The organism is Streptomyces sp. SID14436 (genome assembly GCF_010548465.1).
In the GTDB taxonomy this organism is placed as follows: domain Bacteria; phylum Actinomycetota; class Actinomycetes; order Streptomycetales; family Streptomycetaceae; genus Streptomyces.
Window position 1 is genome coordinate 1 of record NZ_JAAGMD010000581.1, and the last position, 21,347, is coordinate 21,347.

Below are 21,347 nucleotides of genomic sequence, written 5' to 3' on the forward strand. Positions count from 1 at the left end.
GTGTGCGGCCGGCCCGTGCGGGGGCAGCGTTGTGCCCCCGCTCTCCGGTCGCCGCCCGGTGCCGGGCGCGGTGCCCGGTCCGATCCGAAGGACAGGCCCTAGCGCACCAGACCCCACCGGAATCCGAGCGCCACCGCGTGGGCCCGGTCCGACGCGCCGAGCTTCTTGAACAGGCGCCGCGCGTGCGTCTTCACGGTGTCCTCCGACAGGAACAGCTCCCGGCCGATCTCCGCGTTGGAGCGGCCGTGGCTCATGCCCTCGAGGACCTGGATCTCACGCGCCGTGAGCGTGGGCGCGGCGCCCATCTCGGCGGAGCGCAGCCGCCGCGGGGCGAGCCGCCACGTCGGGTCGGCGAGGGCCTGCGTGACGGTCGCGCGGAGCTCCGCGCGGGAGGCGTCCTTGTGCAGGTAGCCGCGGGCCCCGGCGGCGACGGCGAGCGCCACGCCGTCGAGGTCCTCGGCGACGGTGAGCATGATGATGCGCGCACCGGGGTCCGCGGACAGCAGCCGCCGGACCGTCTCGACGCCGCCCAGTCCGGGCATGCGTACGTCCATCAGAATCAGGTCCGAGCGGTCGGCACCCCAGCGGCGGAGGACTTCCTCGCCGTTGGCCGCCGTCGTCACGCGCTCCACACCGGGCACGGTCGCGACCGCGCGGCGAAGCGCCTCTCGGGCAAGCGGGGAGTCGTCGCAGACGAGGACGGAAGTCATGGCCGCCCTCCGCAGCTGATGCGCGTCACCTTGAGCCTCCAGGCTGGTACGAAATCGTCACCTGTGCGGTCGACCGTCTCGGACGCCCGCCCGAGCGCTTGTTCCTTCAACCGCCTCGCACTCTCAACGACGGTCACTCGAAAGAGTTACGGGGCCGTCTGCCATCTTCGGCACTCTACGTGAGGAGGCGGACACGGTGCAGACATGCGCGGCAGACCCTCCAACTTTCATCACAACCCATGCCCCATTTAGACGCTTTTCTTCCCTCTTGTTGGTGTCTGCGACTAGATTCGCAATGAGTCATATTTTCATCTCCTTGGATCGTAGTTGTACGGTCGTGGACACCAGATCCGCCCAGAACGGCTACAAGGGGTCACGCAATGGCAGATTTCTCCCGCCTTCCCGGACCGAATGCGGACCTGTGGGACTGGCAACTCCTGGCTGCGTGCCGCGGGGTGGACAGCTCGCTCTTCTTCCATCCCGAGGGCGAGCGCGGTGCGGCGCGAAGCGCTCGCGAGAACTCGGCCAAGGAGGTCTGCATGAGGTGCCCGGTGCGCGCCGAGTGCGCCGCCCACGCGCTTGCGGTACGCGAGCCGTACGGCGTGTGGGGCGGACTGACCGAGGACGAGCGCGAAGAGCTCATGGGCCGGGCGCGCCACCGGCTGGTGTCGGCCTCGGCCGGCAGTGGGCACGCCGCTTCGAACAACTGAAGGAACGTTTCTCCGCAGGGGGCACGCAGGTGCCCTCGTTTTGTCGCTGGAGGTGATCCGCCCTGCCGGGCAACTGAAGGTGATCCCCACGCGGCCGCCGAGGCGAGCGCGGTGCGGGCGGCGGACCGTGCCGCTCCCCTACCGGGCGGCCGCCCGCGCGAGGTGGTCGAGCGTCGCGGCGACCGCCGGGACCTGGGCGAGGTCGGGAAGGGTGAGCGCGACGATCTCCCGTCGCACGGCGGGCTCCAGGCGGACCGTGCGCACACCCCTGGGCCGGACGGACTCCACGGCCAGCTGGGGCAGCACCGCCACGCCCAGACCGGCGCCGACCAGCCCGGCCACCGCCGGGTAGTCGTCGGTCGCGAAGTCGATGCGCGGGGTGAACCCGGCGGTCTCGCACACCTCCACCAACTGGCCCCGGCAGCGCGGGCAGCCCGCGATCCACGGCTCGTCGGCGAGTTCCCCGATGGCGACGGACTCCGCGCGCGCGAGCCGGTGACGCTCCGGGACGAGCCCCACCAACCGGTCCGAGAGCAGCGGCCGTACGACGAGGTCGTCCCACTCCTCGGCGCCCGCCGCACCTTCGTAGCGGAACGCGAGGGTCACATCGCAGTCGCCGTCGCGCAGCAGGCCGACGGACCGGGGCGGCTCGGCCTCCTCCAGGGAGACCCGCGTGCCGGGGTGGGCGTCGCGCAGCGCGGCCAGCGCGGTGGGCACCAGCGTCGAGCTGCCGCTCGGGAAGGAGACCAGCCGCACCCGCCCGGCCCGCAGGCCCGCGATGGCCGCGACCTCCTCCTCTGCGGCGGTGAGGCCGGCGAGGATCCCGGCCGCGTGCCGCACCAGCGCCTCGCCGGCCTGGGTCAGCCGCATCTCCCGGCCGCTGCGGATGAGCAGGGGCGTCCCGACGGACGACTCCAGGGCCTTCATCTGCTGACTGACGGCCGGCTGGGTGCAGCCCAGCTCCCGCGCCGCCGCCGAGAAGGAACCGGTGGTGGACACGGCGCGCAGCACACGGAGATGACGGGCTTCGATCACACCGCAAGGATAAGTGATCCTTTGACGTGACACCCAATACTCCGTCGACGCTTTGAGCCTCATCGCTTACCGTGCGTCCATGCGGCTTCTCTCTGTGAACCTGGGGCGACCCCAGGCCGTGGCGTACACCTCCCAGCCCGACGGCCTGACCGGCATCGACAAACGGCCGGTGGACGGACCCGTGCGGGTGTCCGCCCCGGGACCGAAAGGAGTCGGGGGCAGCGGCCTGGCCGGGGACGCGGTGTGCGAGACGCGGCACCACGGCGGCGACGACCAGGCCGTCTACGCGGTGGCCCGGGAGGACCTCGACGAGTGGGAGCGGATTCTGGGCCGGGCGCTGCCCGACGGCTCCTTCGGCGAGAACCTCACCACCGGGGGCATCGACGTGTCCGGCGCGCTGATCGGCGAGCGCTGGGGCATCGGGGAGGAGGTGGTGCTGGAGGTCACGAGCGGACGCATCCCCTGCCGCACCTTCCAGGGCCACCTGGGTGAGAAGGGCTGGGTGAAGCGGTTCACCGAGCGGGGTGCGCCGGGGGCCTACCTCCGGGTCGTGCACCCCGGTGAGATACGGGCGGGGGATCCGGTGAGGATCGTGCACCGGCCCGACCACGAGGTGACGGTCGCCCTGCAGTTCCGGGCCGTGACGACCGAGAGGACGCTGCTGCCCCGGCTGCTGGCGGCGGGCCCGGCCCTCCACCCCGAAGCCCTGGCGGCAGCGCGGGCCCACGTGGAGAACAGCGGGTCCGTGCGGGTGGGCTGACGGTCCGGCACCGAGCGCCGCACGGCTCCTAGGGGGAAACCCCGGACCGCGGGCGGGGGTCGGCTCGGGGGCGGGTGAGGGCGGTTCCCCGATGTCCCGCGGCTCATGATCCACGACGCTCGGAGCATGTCTCGTCCTCTGACTTCGAGCGCGGTGCCGGCCGGAGGTCCTCCGCCCGGCGCCTTTCGTCGCGGCTTCCGCTGGAAGCGCCTGGTCGCCGTGCTGGCTTCGCTGGTCACCGCCTTCGCGGTGGCCGTCGGCGCGCTGTTCGCCTGGTGGTGGACCGATGCCGTGGTGAGCACGGTCGGCCGGGAATCCTTCGACAACGCCCTGGCGATACCGCCGCTCGCCGAGTCGACGGTGGAGCAGGACGGCACGCGCGTCTTCTCCCTGCGCATGCAGGCGGGCGAGACGGAGTTCCGGGACGGGGTGAGAACACCGACGTGGGGCTTCAACGGCACCTATCTCGGCCCGACGCTGCGGGCGAAGCGCGGGGAGAAGGTCCGGGTGCGGATCACCAACGAGCTGGGCGAGGCGTCCACCGTCCACTGGCACGGCATGCATCTGCCGGCCCGCATGGACGGCGGTCCGCACCAGATGATCGCGCCGGGCGGCACCTGGACACCGCACTGGACCGTGGACCAGCCCGCGGCGACGCTCTGGTACCACCCGCATCCGCACGGCAAGACGGAGGAGCACGTGCGGCGCGGCCTGGCGGGCCTGTTCCTCCTGGACGACGACACGTCGGCCGGGCTGCGCCTGCCGAAGCGGTACGGGGTGGACGATCTGCCGGTCGTCGTCCAGGACGTGCGGTTCGACGGCGCACGGCTGTCCAACGACCGGGGCATCATGCAGAACGTCGGATTCCTGGGCGACCGGACCATGGTCAACGGCACCCTCCGGCCCTACCGGCAGGTGCACGACGAGCTGATACGGCTGCGGCTGCTCAACGCCTCCACCGCCCGCACCTACGCCTTCGGTTTCCCCGACGACCGCGGCTTCTCGCTGGTCGGCACGGACGGCGGCCTGCTGAAGCGGCCGGCCGTCATGGACCGGGTGCAACTGTCACCGGGCGAGCGGGCCGAGATCGTCGTCCGGGTCCGGCCGGGTGAGCGGGTGATGCTGCGCAGCTTCCCGCAGGACAACTACGGGGACGCGTGGCAGGAGCGGTTCGGCGGCGGCGACGACTCCTTCGACGTCCTGGAACTACGGGCGGACCGGCAGCTGCGCCCCTCGCCCGGCCTGCCGGACCGACTGGGCACGTTGGAGGTTCCCGACGGTGAAGGGGCGGTGCGCGGGCGGCACTTCGACCTGAAGCGGTCCGGCATCAACGGCCGGGCGATGGACATGAAGCGGATCGACGAGACCGTCACCCGGGGGACCACGGAGGTGTGGACGATACGCAACACCAACGGCATGCCGCACAACTTCCATGTGCACGATGTGCAGTTCCGGGTGCTCGAGGTCGACGGGGCCCCTCCGCCGCCGGCCTTGCGCGGACCGAAGGACACGGTGTTCCTCCCGCACGGCACGACGATGAAGCTGGCGCTGAGGTTCACCGGACCCGCCGACCCGGACGTGCCGTACATGTACCACTGCCATCTGCTGTATCACGAGGACGAAGGGATGATGGGGCAGTTCGTGGTGGTGGAGAAGGGCGGGCATGCCGGCACCCCACCGGACCACGCCGGTCACGGGACCCGCGGGCGTGGGAGGGCGCACGGCTGAGGAGGGCCGGGCTCCCGTGCACCGCCGCAGGGCGGGGACACCGAGCGGACGCCGTCCCTCCGGGTAACTACTCTTGCGCCATGACAACGGCTCTGATTACGGGTTCGACGGCAGGCATCGGTGCCGCGTTCGCGCGGCGGCTGGCGGCCGACGGACATGACCTGGTGCTGGTGGCCCGCGACATCGTCCGGCTGCGGGAGCAGGCCACCGAGCTGCACGACCGGCACGGCATCGAGGCAGAGGTGCTGTCGGCCGACCTGGCGGACGACAAGGGCATCGAGGCGGTGGCGGAACGTCTCGGTGACCGCAAGAACCCCGTCGACCTGCTGATCAACAACGCCGGATTCGGCAACAAGGGCCGCTACCTGGACGTCTCCATGGCCGACGAGCTGAGGATGATCAAGGTGCACTGCGAGGCGGTGCTGCGGCTGACCTCGGCGGCGGCCGAGGCGATGCGGGAGCGCGGCCGGGGAGGGGTCGTGAACGTGGCCTCCGTGGCGGCGTTCGTGCCGCGCGGCACCTACGGGGCGTCCAAGGCGTGGGTCGTCCAGTTCACCCAGGGCGCCGCGAAGGACCTGGCCGGCAGCGGCGTCCGGCTGATGGCCCTGTGCCCTGGTTTCGTGCGCACCGAGTTCCACGAACGGGCCGGCATGGGCACGGGCAGCATCCCGAACTGGATGTGGCTGGACGCGGACAAGGTGGCCGAGGCCGGGCTGGCGGACCTGGCCCGCGGCAAGTCGGTGTCGATCCCGGACCCGCGCTACAAGGCGCTGATGGGAGCGGCCAAGCTGGTCCCGCGCGGGATGCTCGGCGGCATCACCTCCCGCACGGGACGGAAGTACGGCCCGCAGTAGCGGGCGCGGAGACCGGACGGGACCGGAGGAGCCGGCACGCGGGAGGCCGGGGTGGGCCGCGGCGCCAGGCGGGGGCCGGGCGGAGCCTGCGGGCAGCGCCCCGGCCCGCGCGCCCGGCCCCGGCCACCCGCGCCACCCGGCCCTACGCGATCACCCACCGACGTCACAGAACCCGAGCCGGCGGCCTCTCCGGTGGCGAGCTGTGGGGGCGGTGCTCCGGTGGGAAAATGGGGTGCGGCTCCCGCCCGGGCCGGACCTGAACGCAGGGGGGCCGGAGGTGAACGGCATGACCTTCGTCCAGCTCATCGACTGCAGGACCAACCGGTTCGACGAGATGAACCGCCTCATGGACCAGTGGGTCGAGCAGACCAGGGGAAAGCGGACGGCGACGCACGCGGTGGTCGCCAAGGACCGCTCGGACACGGCGCACGTCGTCGAGATCGTGGAGTTCCCGTCGTACGAGGAGGCGATGCGCAACTCGCAGCTGCCGGAGACCGACCGCATCTTCCGGGAGATGGTGGCGCTGTGCGACGGGACACCGACGTTCACCGACCTGGACGTGGTGCGGGACGCCCAGTTGCACACGGACTCGGCGCGGCGGTTCTTCGAGGTGCTGGCTGGCGGCGACCTCTCCCTGATGGCCGGGATGGTCGCGGAGCACTACCGGGACCACGACCCGTCTCATGAGCAGGACGTGATCGGGCTGGACCACATGCGGCGCGTGATGGAGATGTGGCGGGACGGCTTCGACTTCGCCTTCCGCATCGAGGACCAGTTCGCCCAGGGCGACCGGGTGTGCACGCGGTGGTCCTGGGAGGGGACCCAGAAGGGCGAGTTCCTGGGCATCCCCGACACCGGGAAGAAGGTGACCATGACGGGGACGACCGTCTTCCGCTTCGACGGCCACGGCCGGATCGCCGAGGGCTGGTGGCAGTACGACCGGCTGGGTCTGATGGCGCAGTTGGGGGCCCTGGAGCCCACGGAACTCTGACCGGAGCACCGGCCCACCGGCTCCGTCGCCCCGGCACCCCAGGAGCCCGGAACCCCGACGCCCGGGTTTTCCGGTGCGCGGGAACGGGGAAGCCCCCGTTCCCTGACGGGAGACGGGGGCTTCGCCGCGAAACGGTGCCTCAGTGGGCGTGGCCGTGGCCGTGGCCCGCGGCGGCCGGCTCTTCCTCTTCCTTCTTCTCGACGACCAGGGTCTCGGTCGTGAGGAGCAGGGAGGCGATGGAGGCGGCGTTCTCCAGGGCGGAGCGGGTGACCTTGACCGGGTCGATGACGCCGGCCTTGATCAGGTCCGCGTACTCGCCGGTGGCGGCGTTGTAGCCGCTGCCCTTGTCGAGCTCGGCGACCTTGGAGACGATCACGTAGCCCTCGAGGCCGGCGTTCTCGGCGATCCAGCGCAGCGGCTCGACGGCGGCCCGGCGGACCACCGCGACGCCGGTGGCCTCGTCGCCGGTCTTGTCGAGGTTGCCCTCGAGGACCTTGACGGCGTGGACCAGCGCGGAGCCACCACCGGAGACGATGCCCTCCTCGACCGCGGCGCGGGTCGCGGAGATGGCGTCCTCCAGGCGGTGCTTCTTCTCCTTCAGCTCCACCTCGGTGGCGGCGCCGACCCGGATCACGCACACGCCGCCGGCCAGCTTCGCGAGGCGCTCCTGGAGCTTCTCGCGGTCCCAGTCGGAGTCGGTGGTCTCGATCTCGGCCTTGATCTGGGCGACGCGACCGGTCACGTCCTCCTTGTTGCCACCGCCGTCGACGATCGTGGTGTCGTCCTTGGTGACGGTGACGCGGCGGGCGGAGCCGAGCACGTCCAGGCCGACCTGGTCCAGCTTGAGGCCGACCTCCTCGGAGACCACCGTGGCGCCGGTGAGGACGGCCATGTCCTGCAGCATCGCCTTGCGGCGGTCACCGAAGCCGGGGGCCTTGACGGCGACGGCGTTGAAGGTGCCGCGGATCTTGTTGACGACCAGGGTCGACAGGGCCTCGCCCTCGACGTCCTCGGCGATGATCAGCAGCGGCTTGGAGGAGTTGGCCTGGATGACCTTCTCCAGCAGCGGCAGCAGGTCGGCGATGGCGCCGATCTTGCCCTGCGTGATCAGGATGTACGGGTCGTCGAGGACGGCCTCCATACGCTCCTGGTCGGTGACGAAGTACGGCGACAGGTAGCCCTTGTCGAAGGCCATGCCCTCGGTGAAGTCGAGCTCCAGACCGAAGGTGTTGGACTCCTCGACGGTGATGACGCCGTCCTTGCCCACCTTGTCCATGGCCTCGGCGATGAGCTCGCCGACCTGCTGGTCCTGGGCGGACAGCGCGGCCACGGCGGCGATGTCGGACTTCTCGTCGATCGGGCGGGCCGAGGCGAGCAGGTCCTCCGAGACCGCGGCGACGGCCGCGTCGATGCCCTTCTTCAGGGCGGCCGGGGAAGCGCCGGCGGCGACGTTCTTCAGGCCCTCGCGGACCAGGGCCTGGGCGAGCACGGTGGCGGTGGTGGTGCCGTCACCAGCGATGTCGTTGGTCTTGGTCGCCACCTCCTTCACCAGCTGCGCGCCGAGGTTCTCGTACGGGTCCTCGACCTCGACCTCGCGGGCGATCGTGACACCGTCGTTGGTGATGGTGGGGGCGCCGAACTTCTTGTCGATGACGACGTTGCGGCCCTTGGGGCCGATCGTCACCTTCACCGTGTCGGCCAGCTTGTTGACGCCGCGCTCGAGGGCGCGACGGGCGTCCTCGTCGAACTTCAGGATCTTCGCCATGGCAGCGGGAGCCCTCTCGGAAATCTGGATGACAACACTGCGCCCCGGGCGCCCGGCTTCTCAGCGATTGCGGGGCCAGGGGCGCAGTTCGAGCAAATGTGCTACGAGGTGACTACTTCTCGACGATCGCGAGAACGTCGCGGGCCGAGAGGACGAGGTACTCCTCGCCGTTGTACTTCACCTCGGTGCCGCCGTACTTGCTGTAGAGCACGACATCGCCGACCTTCACGTCGAGCTCGACGCGCTTGCCGTCCTCGATCCGGCCCGGACCGATGGCCAGGACAACGCCCTCCTGGGGCTTCTCCTTGGCGGTGTCCGGAATGACCAGGCCCGAAGCCGTGGTCTGCTCGGCGTCGAGCGGCTGGACCACGATGCGGTCCTCGAGCGGCTTGATGGCAACCTTGGAGCTGGCGGTCGTCACGATCCGACCTCCCCCTTCGGAGATCTCACGGGGTTAACTGTCTGAGGTGGCGACCAGGTGGATCCGTCGTCGCGGGTGCCGGACCTGCCCGTCGCGTAGTTGGCACTCTCCAGGGGGGAGTGCCAGACCCGAGACTATGACCGCGATTAGCACTCGGTCAAGCGGAGTGCCAATTGCGTGCGGCGCGTCGGGAATGCGTGCGCGCTTCGTCCCGGGTCGCGCGCCCGGCGCGGCACCCGGCGCGACGCCCCGCCGGCAGCCCCCGGACCGCAGCCCCCGGACCGCAGCACGCGGGTCCGTAGTAGCCGATCCGTAGTAGCCGGTCCGCAGTACGCCGTCCCGAGCACACGCCGGTCCCCGCACAGCCGGTCCCCGCACACGCCGGTCCCGAGCACGCGCCGGTTCGGTCTGCCCGCAGGCACGGGGGTCCGGTACCCGTGGCCGCCGGCTGCAACCACCGGGCCCGCGCCCGCCCCGTCGGCGCGGCACCGCAGAACGGCCCGGCCGCCCGGGCCCCAGCCGGGCCTCAGGCTCCCCAGTAGTCCTCCGGGTTCGCGACCCTCAGGCCCCGGCTCTCCAGTTCGGCGAGCAGCCGGGCCGTCCGCTGCGCCAGAGACAGGGCCCGTGCACCGCCTGTCTCGCCCGTCCCGCCCGTTCCGCCCGTCCGGCCCGACGGCACGGAGACGATGTCGCCGGGGCTCAGCTCCTGTGGGCCGTGGGCGAAGCCGAGGCGGCCGTCCGGCCGTACGGTCACCCGCGACAGGACCACCGCCGCGATGCCGCAGTCGGCCGCGGCGCGGAGCGTCGCGGTGTCGTACGCGCCGTGGGGCGGGCGCAGGAAGCGGGGGCGGGCCCCGAAGCGGGACCGGAGTTTGCGCTGCTGGCCGCAGATCTCGGCGCGCTGCCCGGCGTAGGGCAAGCCCCGCAGGGCGGGGTGGTCCAGGGTGTTGTTCTGCAGGCTCACGCCGACCGCGCGCAGCCGCGCGAAGTGGGCGTACCCCGGGCCGGCCACGCTGTCGGTGAGGAACAGGGCGACGGGCAGACGGCGTTCGCGGACCAGGTCGATGAGGCCCGGGTCCGCTGCGGCGCCGTCGTCATAGGTCAGGAAGACGACCTTGTCGCGCGTCGGGACCCGGTCGATCACGGGGGGAAGGCGCCCCTCCGCCGGTACCGCCACCCCCTCCTCCCCCGCGGACCGCCCCGCGCCAGGACCGGCGCCAGAACGGGCACCGGAACCGGCACCGGCACCGGCACCGGCACCGGCACCGGCACCGGGACCACTTTCGGCGCCTCCGCCGGCCGCGCCGCTCGCCCTGGAGCCGCCGTCCTCCCCCTTGCCGTGCTGCGCGGAGCCGCCCGGCGGTTCGGTCGGGGTGGTGCCGCAGGCGGCGACGGCGGTGAGCAGGGCGGCACCGGCGGCCAGCAGGCGGAGCGTGGTCGCCGGGCCCCGCCTCACAGGTAGTCCTCCAGGCGCCCCACCGCGTATCCCTCGGCCGTGACCTTGTCGAGGAAGCGGCGGATCATGTCGGGCATCGAGCCCTTCCACTCGTCCCGCCCGCGGAAGTGGCTGAGGACGATGTCCCCGGGGCGGAGTCTGCGGTCCCACTCGCGGTACTCCCAGCGGTCGGCGAACACCTCCTCGTTCCACAGGGGCACGTGGGTGATGCCGCAGGACTTGGCGACGCGCAGGGTGTCCTTGTTGTAGTTGCCGAAGGGCGGCCGGAACAGGACGGGGCGCTCCCCGTACCGCTTCTCGATCACTCGCTGCATGCCGCAGATCTCGCGCTGCTGGCGTTCTCGGGACAGTCCGGGCAGGTAGGGGTGGTGGAGGGTGTGGTTGTGCAGGCCGGTGCCCAGGTCCTGCATCTTCTTGAAGTAGCCGTAGTCCTCCTTGACCAGGTAGTCGCTGAGGAAGGCGGTGTACGGGATCTTCAGCTCGTGCATCATCCGCAGGAACGCCGGGTCCTTCTCGGCGCCGTCGTCGATGGTGAGGAAGACGACCTTGTCCTTGGTGGGGACGGTGGTGAAGACCGGGGGGAGGCCCAGCCGCCGGTGGCCGTCCACCTCGAAGCCCTTGCGGGTGGTGATCGCGGGTTTGCGCGCGGGCGGTGCCGGGGCGGCGAGGGGCACCTTCTTCAGGCCCCAGTGCCGGGCCGCGGCGACCCGGGCGGCCTGGCGCGCGCGCAGCTTGTCGGCGTAGGAGTCGAGGGCGCGGGCGGGGGGTGCGTTCAGCGGCTGCCCCGCTCCCCGGACCTCGGTGGCGGCGCCCTGGCCGCAGCCGGCGGCGAGGGTGGCGAGGGCGATCCCGGCGAGAGCGATCCGCGTCCTGCCGTACGCCCACCTTTTGTCATTTTGTCCTACTACTCGCATGCTGCCGGATCCTCGCAGCCCGCCCCGCGGGCCCCGGGCCGACACCGCCGCCGGGCGCGCACGGTCCACCGACTGGCCCACAATGAGCCGGTGAACGACCTCGCCCCGCTTCTCACCCCTGAAGGCCGTGCCCTCCTCGACGAGGTGCGCGACACCGATCCGGCGCACGAACTCGCCGTCGCCACCCGGCTGCGCCGCACCCACCCGCCGGATCTGGTGTCGGCCGCGCTCGGCCAGGCCCGGCTGCGGCAACGGGCGGTGGCGAAGTTCGGGAAAGGGGACGCGTCCCGGATGTTCTTCACACCCGACGGGGTCGAGCAGTCGACCCGGGCGAGCGTGGCCGCGTACCGGGCGCGGCGCTTCGTGGAGCTGGGGGTGGCCTCGGTGGCGGAGCTGTGCTGCGGCATCGGCGGCGACGCGATCGCGCTGGCCCGCGCCGGGATCCGGGTGCTGGCGGTGGACCGGGACCCGTTCACCGCCGCGGTGGCGCGGGCGAACGCGCAGGCGCTCGGGCTCGGCGATCTGATCGAGGTACGGGAGGCCGACGTCACCGAGGTGGCCACGGCCGGGTACGACGCCGTCTTCGTCGATCCGGCCCGGCGGGGCGGCCGCGGCCGGGTCTTCGACCCGGAGGCCTACTCGCCCCCGCTGTCCTGGGCCGTGGGCGCGGCCCGCAGGGCGCCCCGCGCCGCCGCTCTCAAGGTCGCTCCGGGCATCCCGCACGAGGCCGTCCCCGACGACGCGTCGGCCGAGTGGATCTCGGACTGCGGGGACGTGAAAGAGGCCGTGCTGTGGTTCGGGCCCGAGCAGGACGTGCCGCCGGGCACGGTCCGGGCGACCCTCCTGCCCGGTCCGCGCACCCTCCCCTCCCGCGGCCTGCCCGACCCGGCGGTCCGCCCGCCCGGCCGGTACCTGTACGAGCCGGACGGGGCCGTCATCCGCGCGCACCTGGTCGCCGAGGTCGCGCGGGAACTCGACGGCGGGCTGGTCGACCCGGCCATCGCGTACATCACCGCCGACGCGCACCGTCCGACGCCGTACGCCACCGCCTACGAGATCACCGACCGGCTGCCCTTCAACGTCAAGAAGCTCAAGGCCCTGCTGCGGGAGCGCCGGGTGGGCACGCTGACCGTGAAGAAGCGCGGCTCGGCCGTCGCGCCGGAGGAACTGCGCCGCAAGGTCCTCCCCAAGCCGCACGGCAGCGCGGCCGTCACGGTCTTCCTGACACGTGTCGCGGGCGCCCCGACGATGCTGCTGGGCCATCCGGTGCCGTGACCGCCGAGGGCCGCCCGGTGCCCCGCACAGGGGCACCCAGGTCCGTCCTCGCCCGTCGCCTCCGGCCCGGCGCCTAGCCGCCCGTCTCCTCCGCCCGTCGCAGCAGCAGCCGTCGCTCCTGCTCGTTCCGGGTGAGCGACGCGGCCCGCGCGAACTCGGCGCGGGCCTCCCGCGTCCGTCCCAGGCGGGCCAGCAGGTCGCCCCGCACGCTCGGCAGCAGGTGGTAGTCCCGCAGCGCCGCGACGTCGGTCAGGGCGTCGACGAGGGGCAGCGCGGCGGCGGGCCCCTCGGCCATGGACACGGCGACCGCGCGGTTGAGTTCGACGACCGGGGACGGTGTGCGGGCGGCCAGCAGCCCGTAGAGGGTGGCGATGCGGGCCCAGTCGGTCTCCTCGTAGCGGTGGGCGTGGGCGTGGCAGGCGGCGATGGCCGCCTGGAGGGCGTAGGGACCCGGTGCCCCGCCCGACAGGGCCTCGGCGCGGCCGAGGGCGGTGACGCCCCGGGCGATGAGCAGGCGGTTCCAGCGGGCCCGGTTCTGGTCCTTGAGCAGCACCGGTTCGCCGTCCGGGCCGGTGCGGGCGGCGGCGCGGGCCGACTGGAACTCGAGCAGCGCGGCCAGCCCGTGCACCTCCGGTTCCTTCGGCATCAGCCCGGACAGCACCCGCGCCAGCCGCAGCGCGTCCTCGCACAGCGCGGGGCGCAGCCAGTCGTCGCCGGCCGTGGCGGCGTACCCCTCGTTGAAGATCAGGTAGATGACGTCGAGGACCGAGCCGAGGCGGGCCTCGCGGTCGGGGCCGTGGGGCACCTCGAAGGCGACGTTGCGGGTCGCCAGGGTGCGTTTCGCGCGCACGATCCGCTGGGCCACCGTCGGCTCCGGGACGAGGAACGCGCGGGCGATCTCGGCCGTCGTCAGACCGCCGAGCAGGCGCAGGGTGAGGGCGGTGCGGGCCGGGGCGGACAGCACCGGGTGGCAGGCGGTGAACACCAGGCGGAGCAGGTCGTCGTCGATGGCGTCCGGGTCGGCGGGCTCCTCCGGCGGCACCCCGGCCGGCAGGTCGCGGCCGATCTCCGCCAGCTTGCGGGCGTAGGTCTCACGGCGGCGGATCAGGTCGACGGCGCGGCGGCGGGCGGTGGTCATCAGCCAGGCGCCGGGGTTGTCGGGCACGCCGTCGGCCGGCCAGCGTTCCAGTGCGGCGACCAGGGCGTCCTGGGCGAGTTCCTCGGCGATGCCGACGTCCCGGACGATCCGGGCCACCCCGGCGACCAGCCGGGGGAACTCCAGGCGGAAGACGGTGTCGATGGTGCGGGCGGTCTCGCCGGTCCCGGCTCCGCGGGGGCCGGCGGTGGGCTGCGGTGTCACAGCCCACCATCAGACACCCCCGGCGCGACCGGGCCAAGCGGGACCGCGGCGGCGGACGCGGCGACTCAGCCCTCTTCGACCTGCCGGACCTCGCAGGTCACCGTCCAGTACGGCTCGTGGACCTTCAGGAACCGCTTGGTCCACTCGACGGCCTCGGCCGTGTCCTTGGCCTGGAGCAGGGCGTATCCGCCGATGACCTCCTTGGTCTCGGTGAACGGCCCGTCGGTCACGGACAGTTCCCCGCCCTCGTAGTGCACCCGGACACCCTGGGCGGTCGGGGTGAGCCCCGCGGTGTCCAGGAGGACCCCGGCCTTCGTCATCTCCTCGATCAGCTCGCCCATGCGCTGCATCAGCTCGGGGCTGGGGCCCTCGGCGGGGGCGTTGTTCTCGTCGATCCGGATCATGGAGAGGTAGCGCGGCATGGTGACTCCTCGTGTCGTGCGGGCCGGGCCCTTCCCGGCCTCTCACCCCTGCGTCGAACGGACGACGGCGGGATCGACACGCCTCCCGGAAATTCTCCGGACTTTTTTCCGGCAGGGCACCACGAGCACCTTCGGCACCGGCAGAGCACCACCAGCACCGGCACGGCGCCCCCGGCACGGCAACACGAGCACCTTCGGCACCGGCAGGCACCATCGCACCGGCAGGCACCATCGCAACGGCCGGCACACCGAGGCATCACGGCCCCGCCCAGAGACCGCCCCGCCCCGCCCAGGAGTGCCCGGAAGCGCCGTCAGGCGGCCGGTGCCGGTGCCGGCGACGCCGTGCTGCTGCGTACGACCAGGCTGGTGGCCAGTTCGACCCGGGTCGCGGCCGGTGCCTCGTCGGCGCGGCCGAGGTCGAGCACCAGCTTCGCCGCCGCCTCCGCCATCTCCGTCAGCGGCTGCCGCACGGTCGTCAGCGGCGGGCCCACCCAGCGGGCGATCGGCAGGTCGTCGAACCCGACCACGCTCACGTCCTCCGGGATGCGCAGTCCCAGTTCCCGGGCCGCCTCGTACAGCCCGAGCGCCTGCAGGTCGTTGCCGGCGAAGACGGCGGTCGGCCGGTCGGGGCGGCGCAGCAGGGCCAGGCCCTGCCGGTAGCCGGCCTCGTGGTGGAAGTCGCCGGTGACGACGAGCCGCGGGTCCACCGGCAGCCCGGCGGTCTCCAGGGCGGCCCGGTAGCCGTCGATGCGGGCGCGGCTGCACATCATCCGGGAGGGGCCGCTGACGGCGCCGATGCGGGTGTGGCCGAGTTCGATGAGGTGCCGGGTGGCGGCGAGCCCGCCCTGCCAGTTGGTGGCGCCGATGGACGGCACGTCGGTGCCCGGGTCGCCGGCCGGGTCCATCACGACGAACGGGATGGAACGGCTGGTCAGCAGCGCCTGCCCGGACGCGTCGAGCCCGGAGAGCACGAGGATCACCCCGTGCGGGCGGCGGGCGGCGACCTGGTCGGCCCAGGTGCGGCCGGGGGTGAGCCGCCCCGCGCTCTCGGACAGCACGACGCTCAGCCCGGCGTTCCTGGCGACGTTCTCCACGCCCCGGATGACCTCCATCGCCCAGGCGCTCTCCAGCTCGTGGAAGACCAGGTCGATCAGCGGTGACCGGGTGGCCTCGGCTCGGCGGCGCCGGTAGCCGTGGGTGCGCAGCAGCTCCTCCACCCGGTGGCGGGTGCCGGGCGCGACGTCCGCGCGGCCGTTGAGCACCTTCGAAACAGTCGGTGCGGAGACGCCCGCCTCGCGGGCGATCTCGGCGAGGGTCGCGGACTGCGCGCTACGCCGTCGCGGCCGGGCATCGGCGGGCTGCGGGGAAGTCATGGCGGCGATCGTATCCCCGCGGGGCCCGGCGGCGAAGGGCCCTGTGGGCCACAATTTTCCGGAACATTCGCCTCAGGCGACTAAACATTCGAGGCCGGAGGGCGTGCGAGTTCCCGCGCCTCCGGCCTCGTCGCCGCCGGACCGGCGGCGTCAGCCGGCCCCCAGCGACTCGAACCGCCACCGGTGTACCGGACGGGCGGTCAGTTCCCGGTCGGGATCCGGGAGTTCGGGCAGATCCGCGTCGTACGGGGCGTCCCACCAGGTGATGACCAGGACCCGGTCCTGGGGCGCCCGGAAGGTCTCGCGGCGCACGGGACTCCCGGGGAGCTCCCGCACCCGGTCCCCGGCCCAGGCCAGCAGGTCGGCCCCGCGGCCGGGGACCGCGCGGGCCTCCCACATCAGGGCGACCGTCATGAGTAGAGGTTCTCCTTGGCGGTCTCGTGCACGTGGTCGTGGCCGTGGTGGTGACCGTGGTCGTGGCCGTGGTGGTCGTGGCCGTCGGTGTGGCCACGGCCCGGCACGTGCGGGTCGGTGACGGGCAGGGAGGAGTCGGCCGACAGGTCCCAGTCGGAGGGCGGCCGGTTGCGGGCGACCATCTCGGCCCCGAGCGCCGCGACCATCGCGCCGTTGTCCGTGCACAGCTTGGGGCGGGGCACCCGCAGCCGGATGCCGGCCGCTTCGCAGCGCTCCTGGGCCAGGGCCCGCAGGCGGGTGTTGGCGGCCACGCCGCCGCCGATCATCAGGTGGTCGACGCCCTCGTCCTTGCAGGCCCGCACGGCCTTGCGGGTGAGGACGTCCACGACCGCCTCCTGGAAGGACGCCGACACGTCGCGCACGGGGACCTCCTCCCCCGCCGCCCGCTTCGCCTCGATCCAGCGGGCCACGGCCGTCTTCAGCCCGGAGAAGGAGAAGTCGTAGGCGGGGTCGCGGGGTCCGGTCAGTCCGCGCGGGAAGGCGATCGCGTCCGGGTCTCCCTCGCGGGCGTAGCGGTCGATGACCGGGCCGCCCGGGAAACCGAGGTTCAGCACCCGGGCGATCTTGTCGAAGGCCTCGCCGGCCGCGTCGTCGATGGTGGCGCCGAGCGGGCGGACGTCGGACGTGATGTCCGAGGACAGCAGGAGGGAGGAGTGGCCGCCGGACACCAGCAGGGCCATGGTCGGCTCGGGGAGGGAGCCGTGCTCCAGCTGGTCGACGCAGATGTGGGAGGCGAGGTGGTTGACCCCGTAGAGCGGCTTGCCGAGGGCGTAGGCGTACGCCTTGGCCGCCGTGACGCCCACGAGGAGCGCGCCGGCCAGGCCGGGTCCGGCGGTGACGGCGATGCCGTCCAGGTCGCGGGCGCTCACCCCGGCGTCCTTCAGCGCCCGCCGGATGGTGGGCACCATCGCCTCCAGGTGGGCGCGGGAGGCCACCTCGGGGACCACGCCGCCGAAGCGGGCGTGCTCGTCGACGCTGGAGGCGACCGCGTCGGCCAGCAGGGTGGTGCCGCGCACGACACCGACGCCGGTCTCGTCGCAGGAGGTCTCGATCCCCAGGACCAGGGGTTCGTCAGCCATGGTTCTCGGTTCCTTGTACGCCGTTCACGGAACGGTCCGGTGCGGTGGGCGGGGTGGAGGGGTCGGTCAGGCGCATCACCAGGGCGTCCACGTTCCCCGGCTGGTAGTAGCCGCGGCGGACCCCGATGGTCTCGAAGCCGAAGCGCTCGTAGAGCTTCTGGGCGCGCACGTTGTCGACCCGGCACTCCAGCAGCACCTCGGAGCACTCGAACGCGGTCGCGGCGCGCAGCAGGTCGGTCAGCAGACGGGTGCCGAGGCCGGTGCCCCAGTGGTCGCGGGTGACGGCGATGGTCTGGATGTCGGCGCCGACACCGGATCCCTCGCCGTCGGGGGGCGCGTCCTGGCCCGCGGGCGGCGTGCCGTCCTGAGCGGCGCCGGAGGTGGCGAGTCCGGCGTAGCCGACGATGCGGTCGCCCTCCTGGGCGACCACGTACCGCCGGGTCGCCCCGGGGCCGCGGGCATGGGCGAGTTCGGACCAGAACATCCCCCGGGACCAGGCGTCCTCGGGGAACAGTTCACGTTCCAGTTCCAGCACGGGATCGATGTCCCACCAACGCATCTCACGCAGCACGACTGTCTCGGCTCCGGTCACTTCGGGGTGACCACCTTGTAGTTCTTGGGGACCTGGGCGTCGGGGCGGCGCAGGTACAGCGGCCGGGGCTCGGGCAGTTCCGCACCGGCCGCGAGTCTCTCGGCGGCCAGCCGGGCCAGCGCGGCGGCGGACACGTGCTCGGGCGCGTGGGCGCGGGGGAAGGTCTCCGGGTAGAGCAGCGCACCCGCGCCGACCGCGGGCAGGTCCCGGACCTGGTCGGCGATGTCGGCGGGCCGGTCCACGGCGGGCTCGGTCACCCGGGTGCGGGGGTCGGCGTACCGCGCCCAGTAGACCTCTTTGCGCCGGGCGTCGGTCGCCACGACGAACGGGCCCTCCACCGCGGCGGCGTGGGCGAGGCCGTCCAGGGTGCACACGCCGTGCACGGGGACGCCGAGGGCGAGACCGAAGGTGTCGGCGGTCATCAGGCCGACGCGCAGCCCGGTGTACGGGCCGGGGCCGATACCGACGACGATGCCGGTGACCGCGTCCAGGCCCCGGCCGGCGTCGGCGAGCACCCTGTCGATCGCCGGGAGCAGCAGCTCCCCGTGTCGGCGGGCGTCCACCTGGCTGGAGGAGGCGATGACGTCGTCGCCGTCGTGCAGCGCGACGGTGACGGCGGGGGTAGCGGTATCCAGAGCGAGCAAGAGCACGCAAACAGCCTACGGCGCCCGCGCCCGCGTCACGGCCGCACGGATCGGACGGTCACGTACTGCTACGGTCGGTCCGCGTACGCACATGTGGGACAGAGCGGGACAGAGGTGACAGCGGTGGCAGGGAGCAGCTCGGCGATCGTCGCGGGGCTCACCGCGGCGGCCCTCGCGACGGTGGGCTGGCTCGGCTACCAGGCGTCGGCGAACGTGCCGGCCGACCTGCGGCAGGCGCGCGCCGGAACCGCCCCTGCGGCACCCGAGGCGCCGCGTTCCGGGAGCGGCCCCACGGCCCTGCCCGCCCGGTCCGGGCAGGGGGAACGCGTGGTGTACTCGCTCGGCGACGACCGCGTGTGGCTGGTCGGGGAGGGCGGCCGGGTGACGCGCACGTACACGGTCAGCCCCAGCACGGTGGACCCGGCGCCGGGCACCTACCGGGTCACCTCGCGGTCCAAGCGGATCACCGGTTCGGACGGTATTCCGGTCGAGCACGTCGTCCGGTTCGCCGCCGTCGAGGGCACGGTGATCGGCTTCAGCGCGGCGGTGGACGGCTCCACGCCCGACCTCGACCCCGGCGTACGGACGGGCGGGATCCGCGAGAAGCGGGCGGACGGTGCGGCGATGTGGAAGTTCGCGACGATCGGCCGCAAGATCGTCGTCGTCCGCTAGAGCCGGGGACGTACGTCCGGACCGGCGCCGGCCAGGGAGCGGGGTCCGGGGACCGGCCCGTCGCGGCCCGCGGCCACGCCGGCTCGCCCGCGGCTACGCGGCCTCGCGGTGGCCGCGTTCCTCCGTCGTCCCGTAGACCTGCGGCTCGGGGGCCCGGGGCGGGGTGGAGACCGCGGTGGCGGCGGCGCAGGACGCCAGCAGTTCATGCATGGACACCCCGCGCGACGGCTGCGGGGACCTCGACCGGGCCTGGGCCTCGGGGGCGCTCTCGGGGGCCGGCATGGACGCCTCCTGGGAGTCGGGGGCGGGCGTGGTTAGGCAGACCTAACCACGAACTGGATACCATGTGACCACGGCCGGGAGGCCGAACGCAACATTTTCCCGACACGGTGTCGGAAAGGACGGCGTCCGCTCCCCCGGATCCGATACCTCCCGGTCCCTCTACGCCGACAGCACGCTCGCGTCGGTGTCCGACCAGCGGTCGCCCACGCCGGTGAGCGTCACGTGGCGCACCTCGTCGGTGGTGTCCCCGACGGCCCGGTGGATGACGACCTGGAGCCGGTCGTCCGTGAGTTCCTCGACCTTGCCCTCGCCCCACTCGACCACGACCACCGACTCGGGCAGCGAGACGTCGAGATCCAGGTCCTCCATCTCGTCCAGGCCGCCCGACAGCCGGTAGGCGTCGACGTGGACCAGGGGCGGCCCGTCGCCGAGGGACGGGTGCACGCGGGCGATGACGAACGTCGGGGAGGTGACGGCGCCCCGTACCCCCAGCCCCTCGCCGAGCCCGCGGGTCAGCGTGGTCTTGCCCGCGCCCAGCTCACCGCTGAGCATCACGAGGTCACCGGCGCGCAGCAGCTTCGCGAGCCTGCGGCCGAGGTCCCGCATCTGCTCGGGTGAGGTGACGGTCAGCTCTACGGGGCGCGCGGACGGCGGCTCAGCCGGGCCGTGCGGTGCTGCTGGTGCTTCCATAGCCCTTCACGGTAGCCGCTGCCGGGACCGCTCCCGCACGGGTGAGGAGGTCGGCGAGCCGGTCGGTGACCACCTCCGGGTGCTCCAGGATGACCAGGTGCCCCGCGTCCGGGACCAGGACCAGCTCCGCGTCCGGGAGCAGGCCCGCGATCTCCTCGCTGTGCTCGCTGGGCGTGACCAGGTCCTGCACCCCGGCCAGCACCAGCACCGGCAGGCCGGCGAAGTGCGCGAGGGCCTCCGTCTTGTCGTGGTCGTTGAACGCCGGGTAGTACTCGGCGACCACGTCGATGGGGGTGCCCTCGATCATCCGCTCGGCGAACCGGGCGATCGCCGGATCGACGTCCCGGGTGGCGAACGAGTACCGCTTGATGATCCCGGCGAACAGGTCGGCGGTGGCCCGGCGGCCCCTCTCCACCAGCTCGGCCCGCTGCCCCAGCGCCTTCAGCACGCCCGGCAGCACCCGCCGCACCGCGTTGACCCCGGCCACCGGCAGACCGAAGTTGACCTCGCCGAGCCGCCCCGAGGAGGTGCCGACGAGGGCCACGGCGACGACCCGTTCGCGGATCAGCTCGGGGTACAGGTCGGCGAAGGCCATCACCGTCATCCCGCCCATGGAGTGCCCGACCAGCACGATCGGACCCTCCGGGGCTGCGGCGTCGACGACCGCCTTCAGGTCGCGGCCCAGCTGCTCGATGGTGACCGGCTCGTCCCGCTCCGTCTGGGCGACGCCGCGCCCGCTGCGGCCGTGGCTGCGCTGGTCCCAGTGGACGGTGCGCACGACGCCCCGCAGGGCGGCCCGCTGGAAGTGCCAGGAGTCCTGGTTGAGGCAGTAGCCGTGGCAGAAGACGACGGTGACCGGGGCCGGGGACCTGCGGCCGAACAGCCGCCGTCGCCGGGCGGGCGCGGGGTCCGGGTCGACGTCGTCGACCTCGTAGTACAGCTCGGTGCCGTCGTCGGCGTACGCCTTGCCGGGCGTACCGCGCAGCGCCCCGTACGGTCCGGCGGAGTCGAGGGCGAGCCGCGCCTTGCGGCGCATGCCCCGGCCGACCGTCATCCGCTCCAGGGCGACCCCGGCCGCGGCGCCGGTGGCGACCACGCCTATCGCGACGCCCGCCAGCCCGGTGGCCCGCCGCCAGCCGC

The 21,347-nt window shown here is 73.1% G+C and carries 23 protein-coding genes; 7 read left to right on the forward strand and 16 right to left on the reverse strand.

Features of this window, described 5'->3' with window-relative positions:
- Positions 1-98: 98 nt before the first annotated feature.
- Positions 99-710 (reverse strand): response regulator transcription factor, encoded by a 612-nt coding sequence (locus G3I53_RS20445; RefSeq protein WP_003948568.1) that lies wholly within the window; start codon positions 708-710, stop codon positions 99-101.
- 380 nt (positions 711-1,090) lie between these two features.
- Here G3I53_RS20445 and G3I53_RS20450 point away from each other — a divergent pair, with 380 nt between their 5' ends.
- Positions 1,091-1,420 carry a WhiB family transcriptional regulator gene (locus G3I53_RS20450; protein WP_164332668.1) on the forward strand — a complete coding sequence of 110 codons (330 nt, stop codon included), beginning with the start codon at positions 1,091-1,093 and terminating at the stop codon, positions 1,418-1,420.
- 138 nt (positions 1,421-1,558) lie between these two features.
- On the opposite strand, the gene G3I53_RS20455 is transcribed toward G3I53_RS20450, so the two are convergent.
- Positions 1,559-2,455 carry a LysR family transcriptional regulator gene (locus G3I53_RS20455; protein ID WP_164332667.1) on the reverse strand — a complete coding sequence of 299 codons (897 nt, stop codon included), beginning with the start codon at positions 2,453-2,455 and terminating at the stop codon, positions 1,559-1,561.
- A 79-nt stretch (positions 2,456-2,534) separates the two neighbouring features.
- On the opposite strand from G3I53_RS20455, the gene G3I53_RS20460 reads away from it, so the two are divergent.
- The 4 genes from G3I53_RS20460 (at position 2,535) to G3I53_RS20475 (ending at position 6,788) form a co-directional block, all read left to right on the forward strand.
- Positions 2,535-3,215 carry an MOSC domain-containing protein gene (locus tag G3I53_RS20460; RefSeq protein WP_164332666.1) on the forward strand — a complete coding sequence of 227 codons (681 nt, stop codon included), beginning with the start codon at positions 2,535-2,537 and terminating at the stop codon, positions 3,213-3,215.
- A gap of 126 nt (positions 3,216-3,341) precedes the next feature.
- Positions 3,342-4,943: a multicopper oxidase domain-containing protein gene (locus G3I53_RS20465; RefSeq protein ID WP_164332665.1), complete on the forward strand. Its 1,602-nt coding sequence runs from the start codon at positions 3,342-3,344 to the stop codon at positions 4,941-4,943.
- Positions 4,944-5,023: 80 nt separating this feature from the next.
- Positions 5,024-5,797, forward strand: coding sequence for an SDR family oxidoreductase (locus tag G3I53_RS20470; protein ID WP_164332664.1), 774 nt, complete (start codon positions 5,024-5,026; stop codon positions 5,795-5,797).
- 286 nt (positions 5,798-6,083) lie between these two features.
- On the forward strand, positions 6,084-6,788 hold the full coding sequence (locus tag G3I53_RS20475) for an ester cyclase (RefSeq protein ID WP_164336625.1): 705 nt from the start codon (positions 6,084-6,086) through the stop codon (positions 6,786-6,788).
- 139 nt (positions 6,789-6,927) lie between these two features.
- Here G3I53_RS20475 and groL read toward each other — a convergent pair whose 3' ends face one another.
- The 4 genes from groL to G3I53_RS20495 all read right to left on the reverse strand — a co-directional run bounded on the left by groL (position 6,928) and on the right by G3I53_RS20495 (position 11,344).
- Positions 6,928-8,553 (reverse strand): chaperonin GroEL, encoded by a 1,626-nt coding sequence (groL, locus tag G3I53_RS20480; RefSeq protein WP_164336623.1) that lies wholly within the window; start codon positions 8,551-8,553, stop codon positions 6,928-6,930.
- A 112-nt stretch (positions 8,554-8,665) separates the two neighbouring features.
- Positions 8,666-8,974 (reverse strand): co-chaperone GroES, encoded by a 309-nt coding sequence (groES, locus tag G3I53_RS20485; protein WP_073932713.1) that lies wholly within the window; start codon positions 8,972-8,974, stop codon positions 8,666-8,668.
- Between the two features lie 526 nt (positions 8,975-9,500).
- A complete protein-coding gene (locus G3I53_RS20490) occupies positions 9,501-10,430 on the reverse strand; it encodes a polysaccharide deacetylase family protein (protein WP_343240656.1) in 930 nt (309 codons plus the stop codon).
- Positions 10,427-11,344, reverse strand: coding sequence for a polysaccharide deacetylase family protein (locus G3I53_RS20495; protein ID WP_164336870.1), 918 nt, complete (start codon positions 11,342-11,344; stop codon positions 10,427-10,429). Before G3I53_RS20495 ends, G3I53_RS20490 begins: the two co-directional genes overlap by 4 nt.
- 90 nt (positions 11,345-11,434) lie before the next feature.
- Here G3I53_RS20495 and G3I53_RS20500 point away from each other — a divergent pair, with 90 nt between their 5' ends.
- A complete protein-coding gene (locus G3I53_RS20500) occupies positions 11,435-12,619 on the forward strand; it encodes a class I SAM-dependent methyltransferase (protein ID WP_164336872.1) in 1,185 nt (394 codons plus the stop codon).
- Between the two features lie 73 nt (positions 12,620-12,692).
- Here the strand turns inward: G3I53_RS20500 and G3I53_RS20505 are convergent, their stop codons facing one another.
- The 7 genes from G3I53_RS20505 to tsaB form a co-directional block, all read right to left on the reverse strand.
- On the reverse strand, positions 12,693-13,979 hold the full coding sequence (locus tag G3I53_RS20505) for a sigma-70 family RNA polymerase sigma factor (RefSeq protein ID WP_164336874.1): 1,287 nt from the start codon (positions 13,977-13,979) through the stop codon (positions 12,693-12,695).
- Positions 13,980-14,044: 65 nt separating this feature from the next.
- Positions 14,045-14,401, reverse strand: a complete 357-nt coding sequence (locus tag G3I53_RS20510; RefSeq protein WP_164336876.1) for a YciI family protein — start codon at positions 14,399-14,401, stop codon at positions 14,045-14,047.
- 311 nt (positions 14,402-14,712) lie between these two features.
- Positions 14,713-15,774: a LacI family DNA-binding transcriptional regulator gene (locus G3I53_RS20515; protein WP_164336878.1), complete on the reverse strand. Its 1,062-nt coding sequence runs from the start codon at positions 15,772-15,774 to the stop codon at positions 14,713-14,715.
- A 150-nt stretch (positions 15,775-15,924) separates the two neighbouring features.
- Positions 15,925-16,188, reverse strand: coding sequence for a hypothetical protein (locus tag G3I53_RS20520; RefSeq protein WP_164336881.1), 264 nt, complete (start codon positions 16,186-16,188; stop codon positions 15,925-15,927).
- Entirely contained in the window at positions 16,185-17,327 is a 1,143-nt protein-coding gene (gene tsaD / locus G3I53_RS20525) for a tRNA (adenosine(37)-N6)-threonylcarbamoyltransferase complex transferase subunit TsaD (RefSeq protein WP_164336883.1), read from the reverse strand. Before tsaD ends, G3I53_RS20520 begins: the two co-directional genes overlap by 4 nt.
- Positions 17,320-17,886 carry a GNAT family N-acetyltransferase gene (locus G3I53_RS20530; protein WP_164336895.1) on the reverse strand — a complete coding sequence of 189 codons (567 nt, stop codon included), beginning with the start codon at positions 17,884-17,886 and terminating at the stop codon, positions 17,320-17,322. The genes tsaD and G3I53_RS20530 overlap by 8 nt, the downstream gene beginning before the upstream one ends.
- A 29-nt stretch (positions 17,887-17,915) precedes the next feature.
- Complete coding sequence (tsaB, locus tag G3I53_RS20535; protein WP_164336885.1) at positions 17,916-18,569, reverse strand: tRNA (adenosine(37)-N6)-threonylcarbamoyltransferase complex dimerization subunit type 1 TsaB; 654 nt, start codon at positions 18,567-18,569, stop codon at positions 17,916-17,918.
- A 117-nt stretch (positions 18,570-18,686) separates the two neighbouring features.
- Here tsaB and G3I53_RS20540 point away from each other — a divergent pair, with 117 nt between their 5' ends.
- The gene (locus G3I53_RS20540; protein WP_164336887.1) at positions 18,687-19,235 is read left to right on the forward strand and encodes a hypothetical protein; all 549 of its coding nucleotides are present in this window, start codon (positions 18,687-18,689) and stop codon (positions 19,233-19,235) included.
- Between the two features lie 93 nt (positions 19,236-19,328).
- Here G3I53_RS20540 and G3I53_RS20545 read toward each other — a convergent pair whose 3' ends face one another.
- The 3 genes from G3I53_RS20545 to G3I53_RS20555 all read right to left on the reverse strand — a co-directional run.
- On the reverse strand, positions 19,329-19,517 hold the full coding sequence (locus tag G3I53_RS20545; protein WP_164336868.1) for a hypothetical protein: 189 nt from the start codon (positions 19,515-19,517) through the stop codon (positions 19,329-19,331).
- Between the two features lie 159 nt (positions 19,518-19,676).
- Complete coding sequence (gene tsaE, locus G3I53_RS20550; RefSeq protein WP_164336889.1) at positions 19,677-20,207, reverse strand: tRNA (adenosine(37)-N6)-threonylcarbamoyltransferase complex ATPase subunit type 1 TsaE; 531 nt, start codon at positions 20,205-20,207, stop codon at positions 19,677-19,679.
- A partial coding sequence (locus tag G3I53_RS20555) for an alpha/beta hydrolase (protein WP_164438631.1) occupies positions 20,173-21,347 on the reverse strand: 1,175 nt, incomplete at its 5' end. The genes G3I53_RS20555 and tsaE, both read right to left, overlap by 35 nt.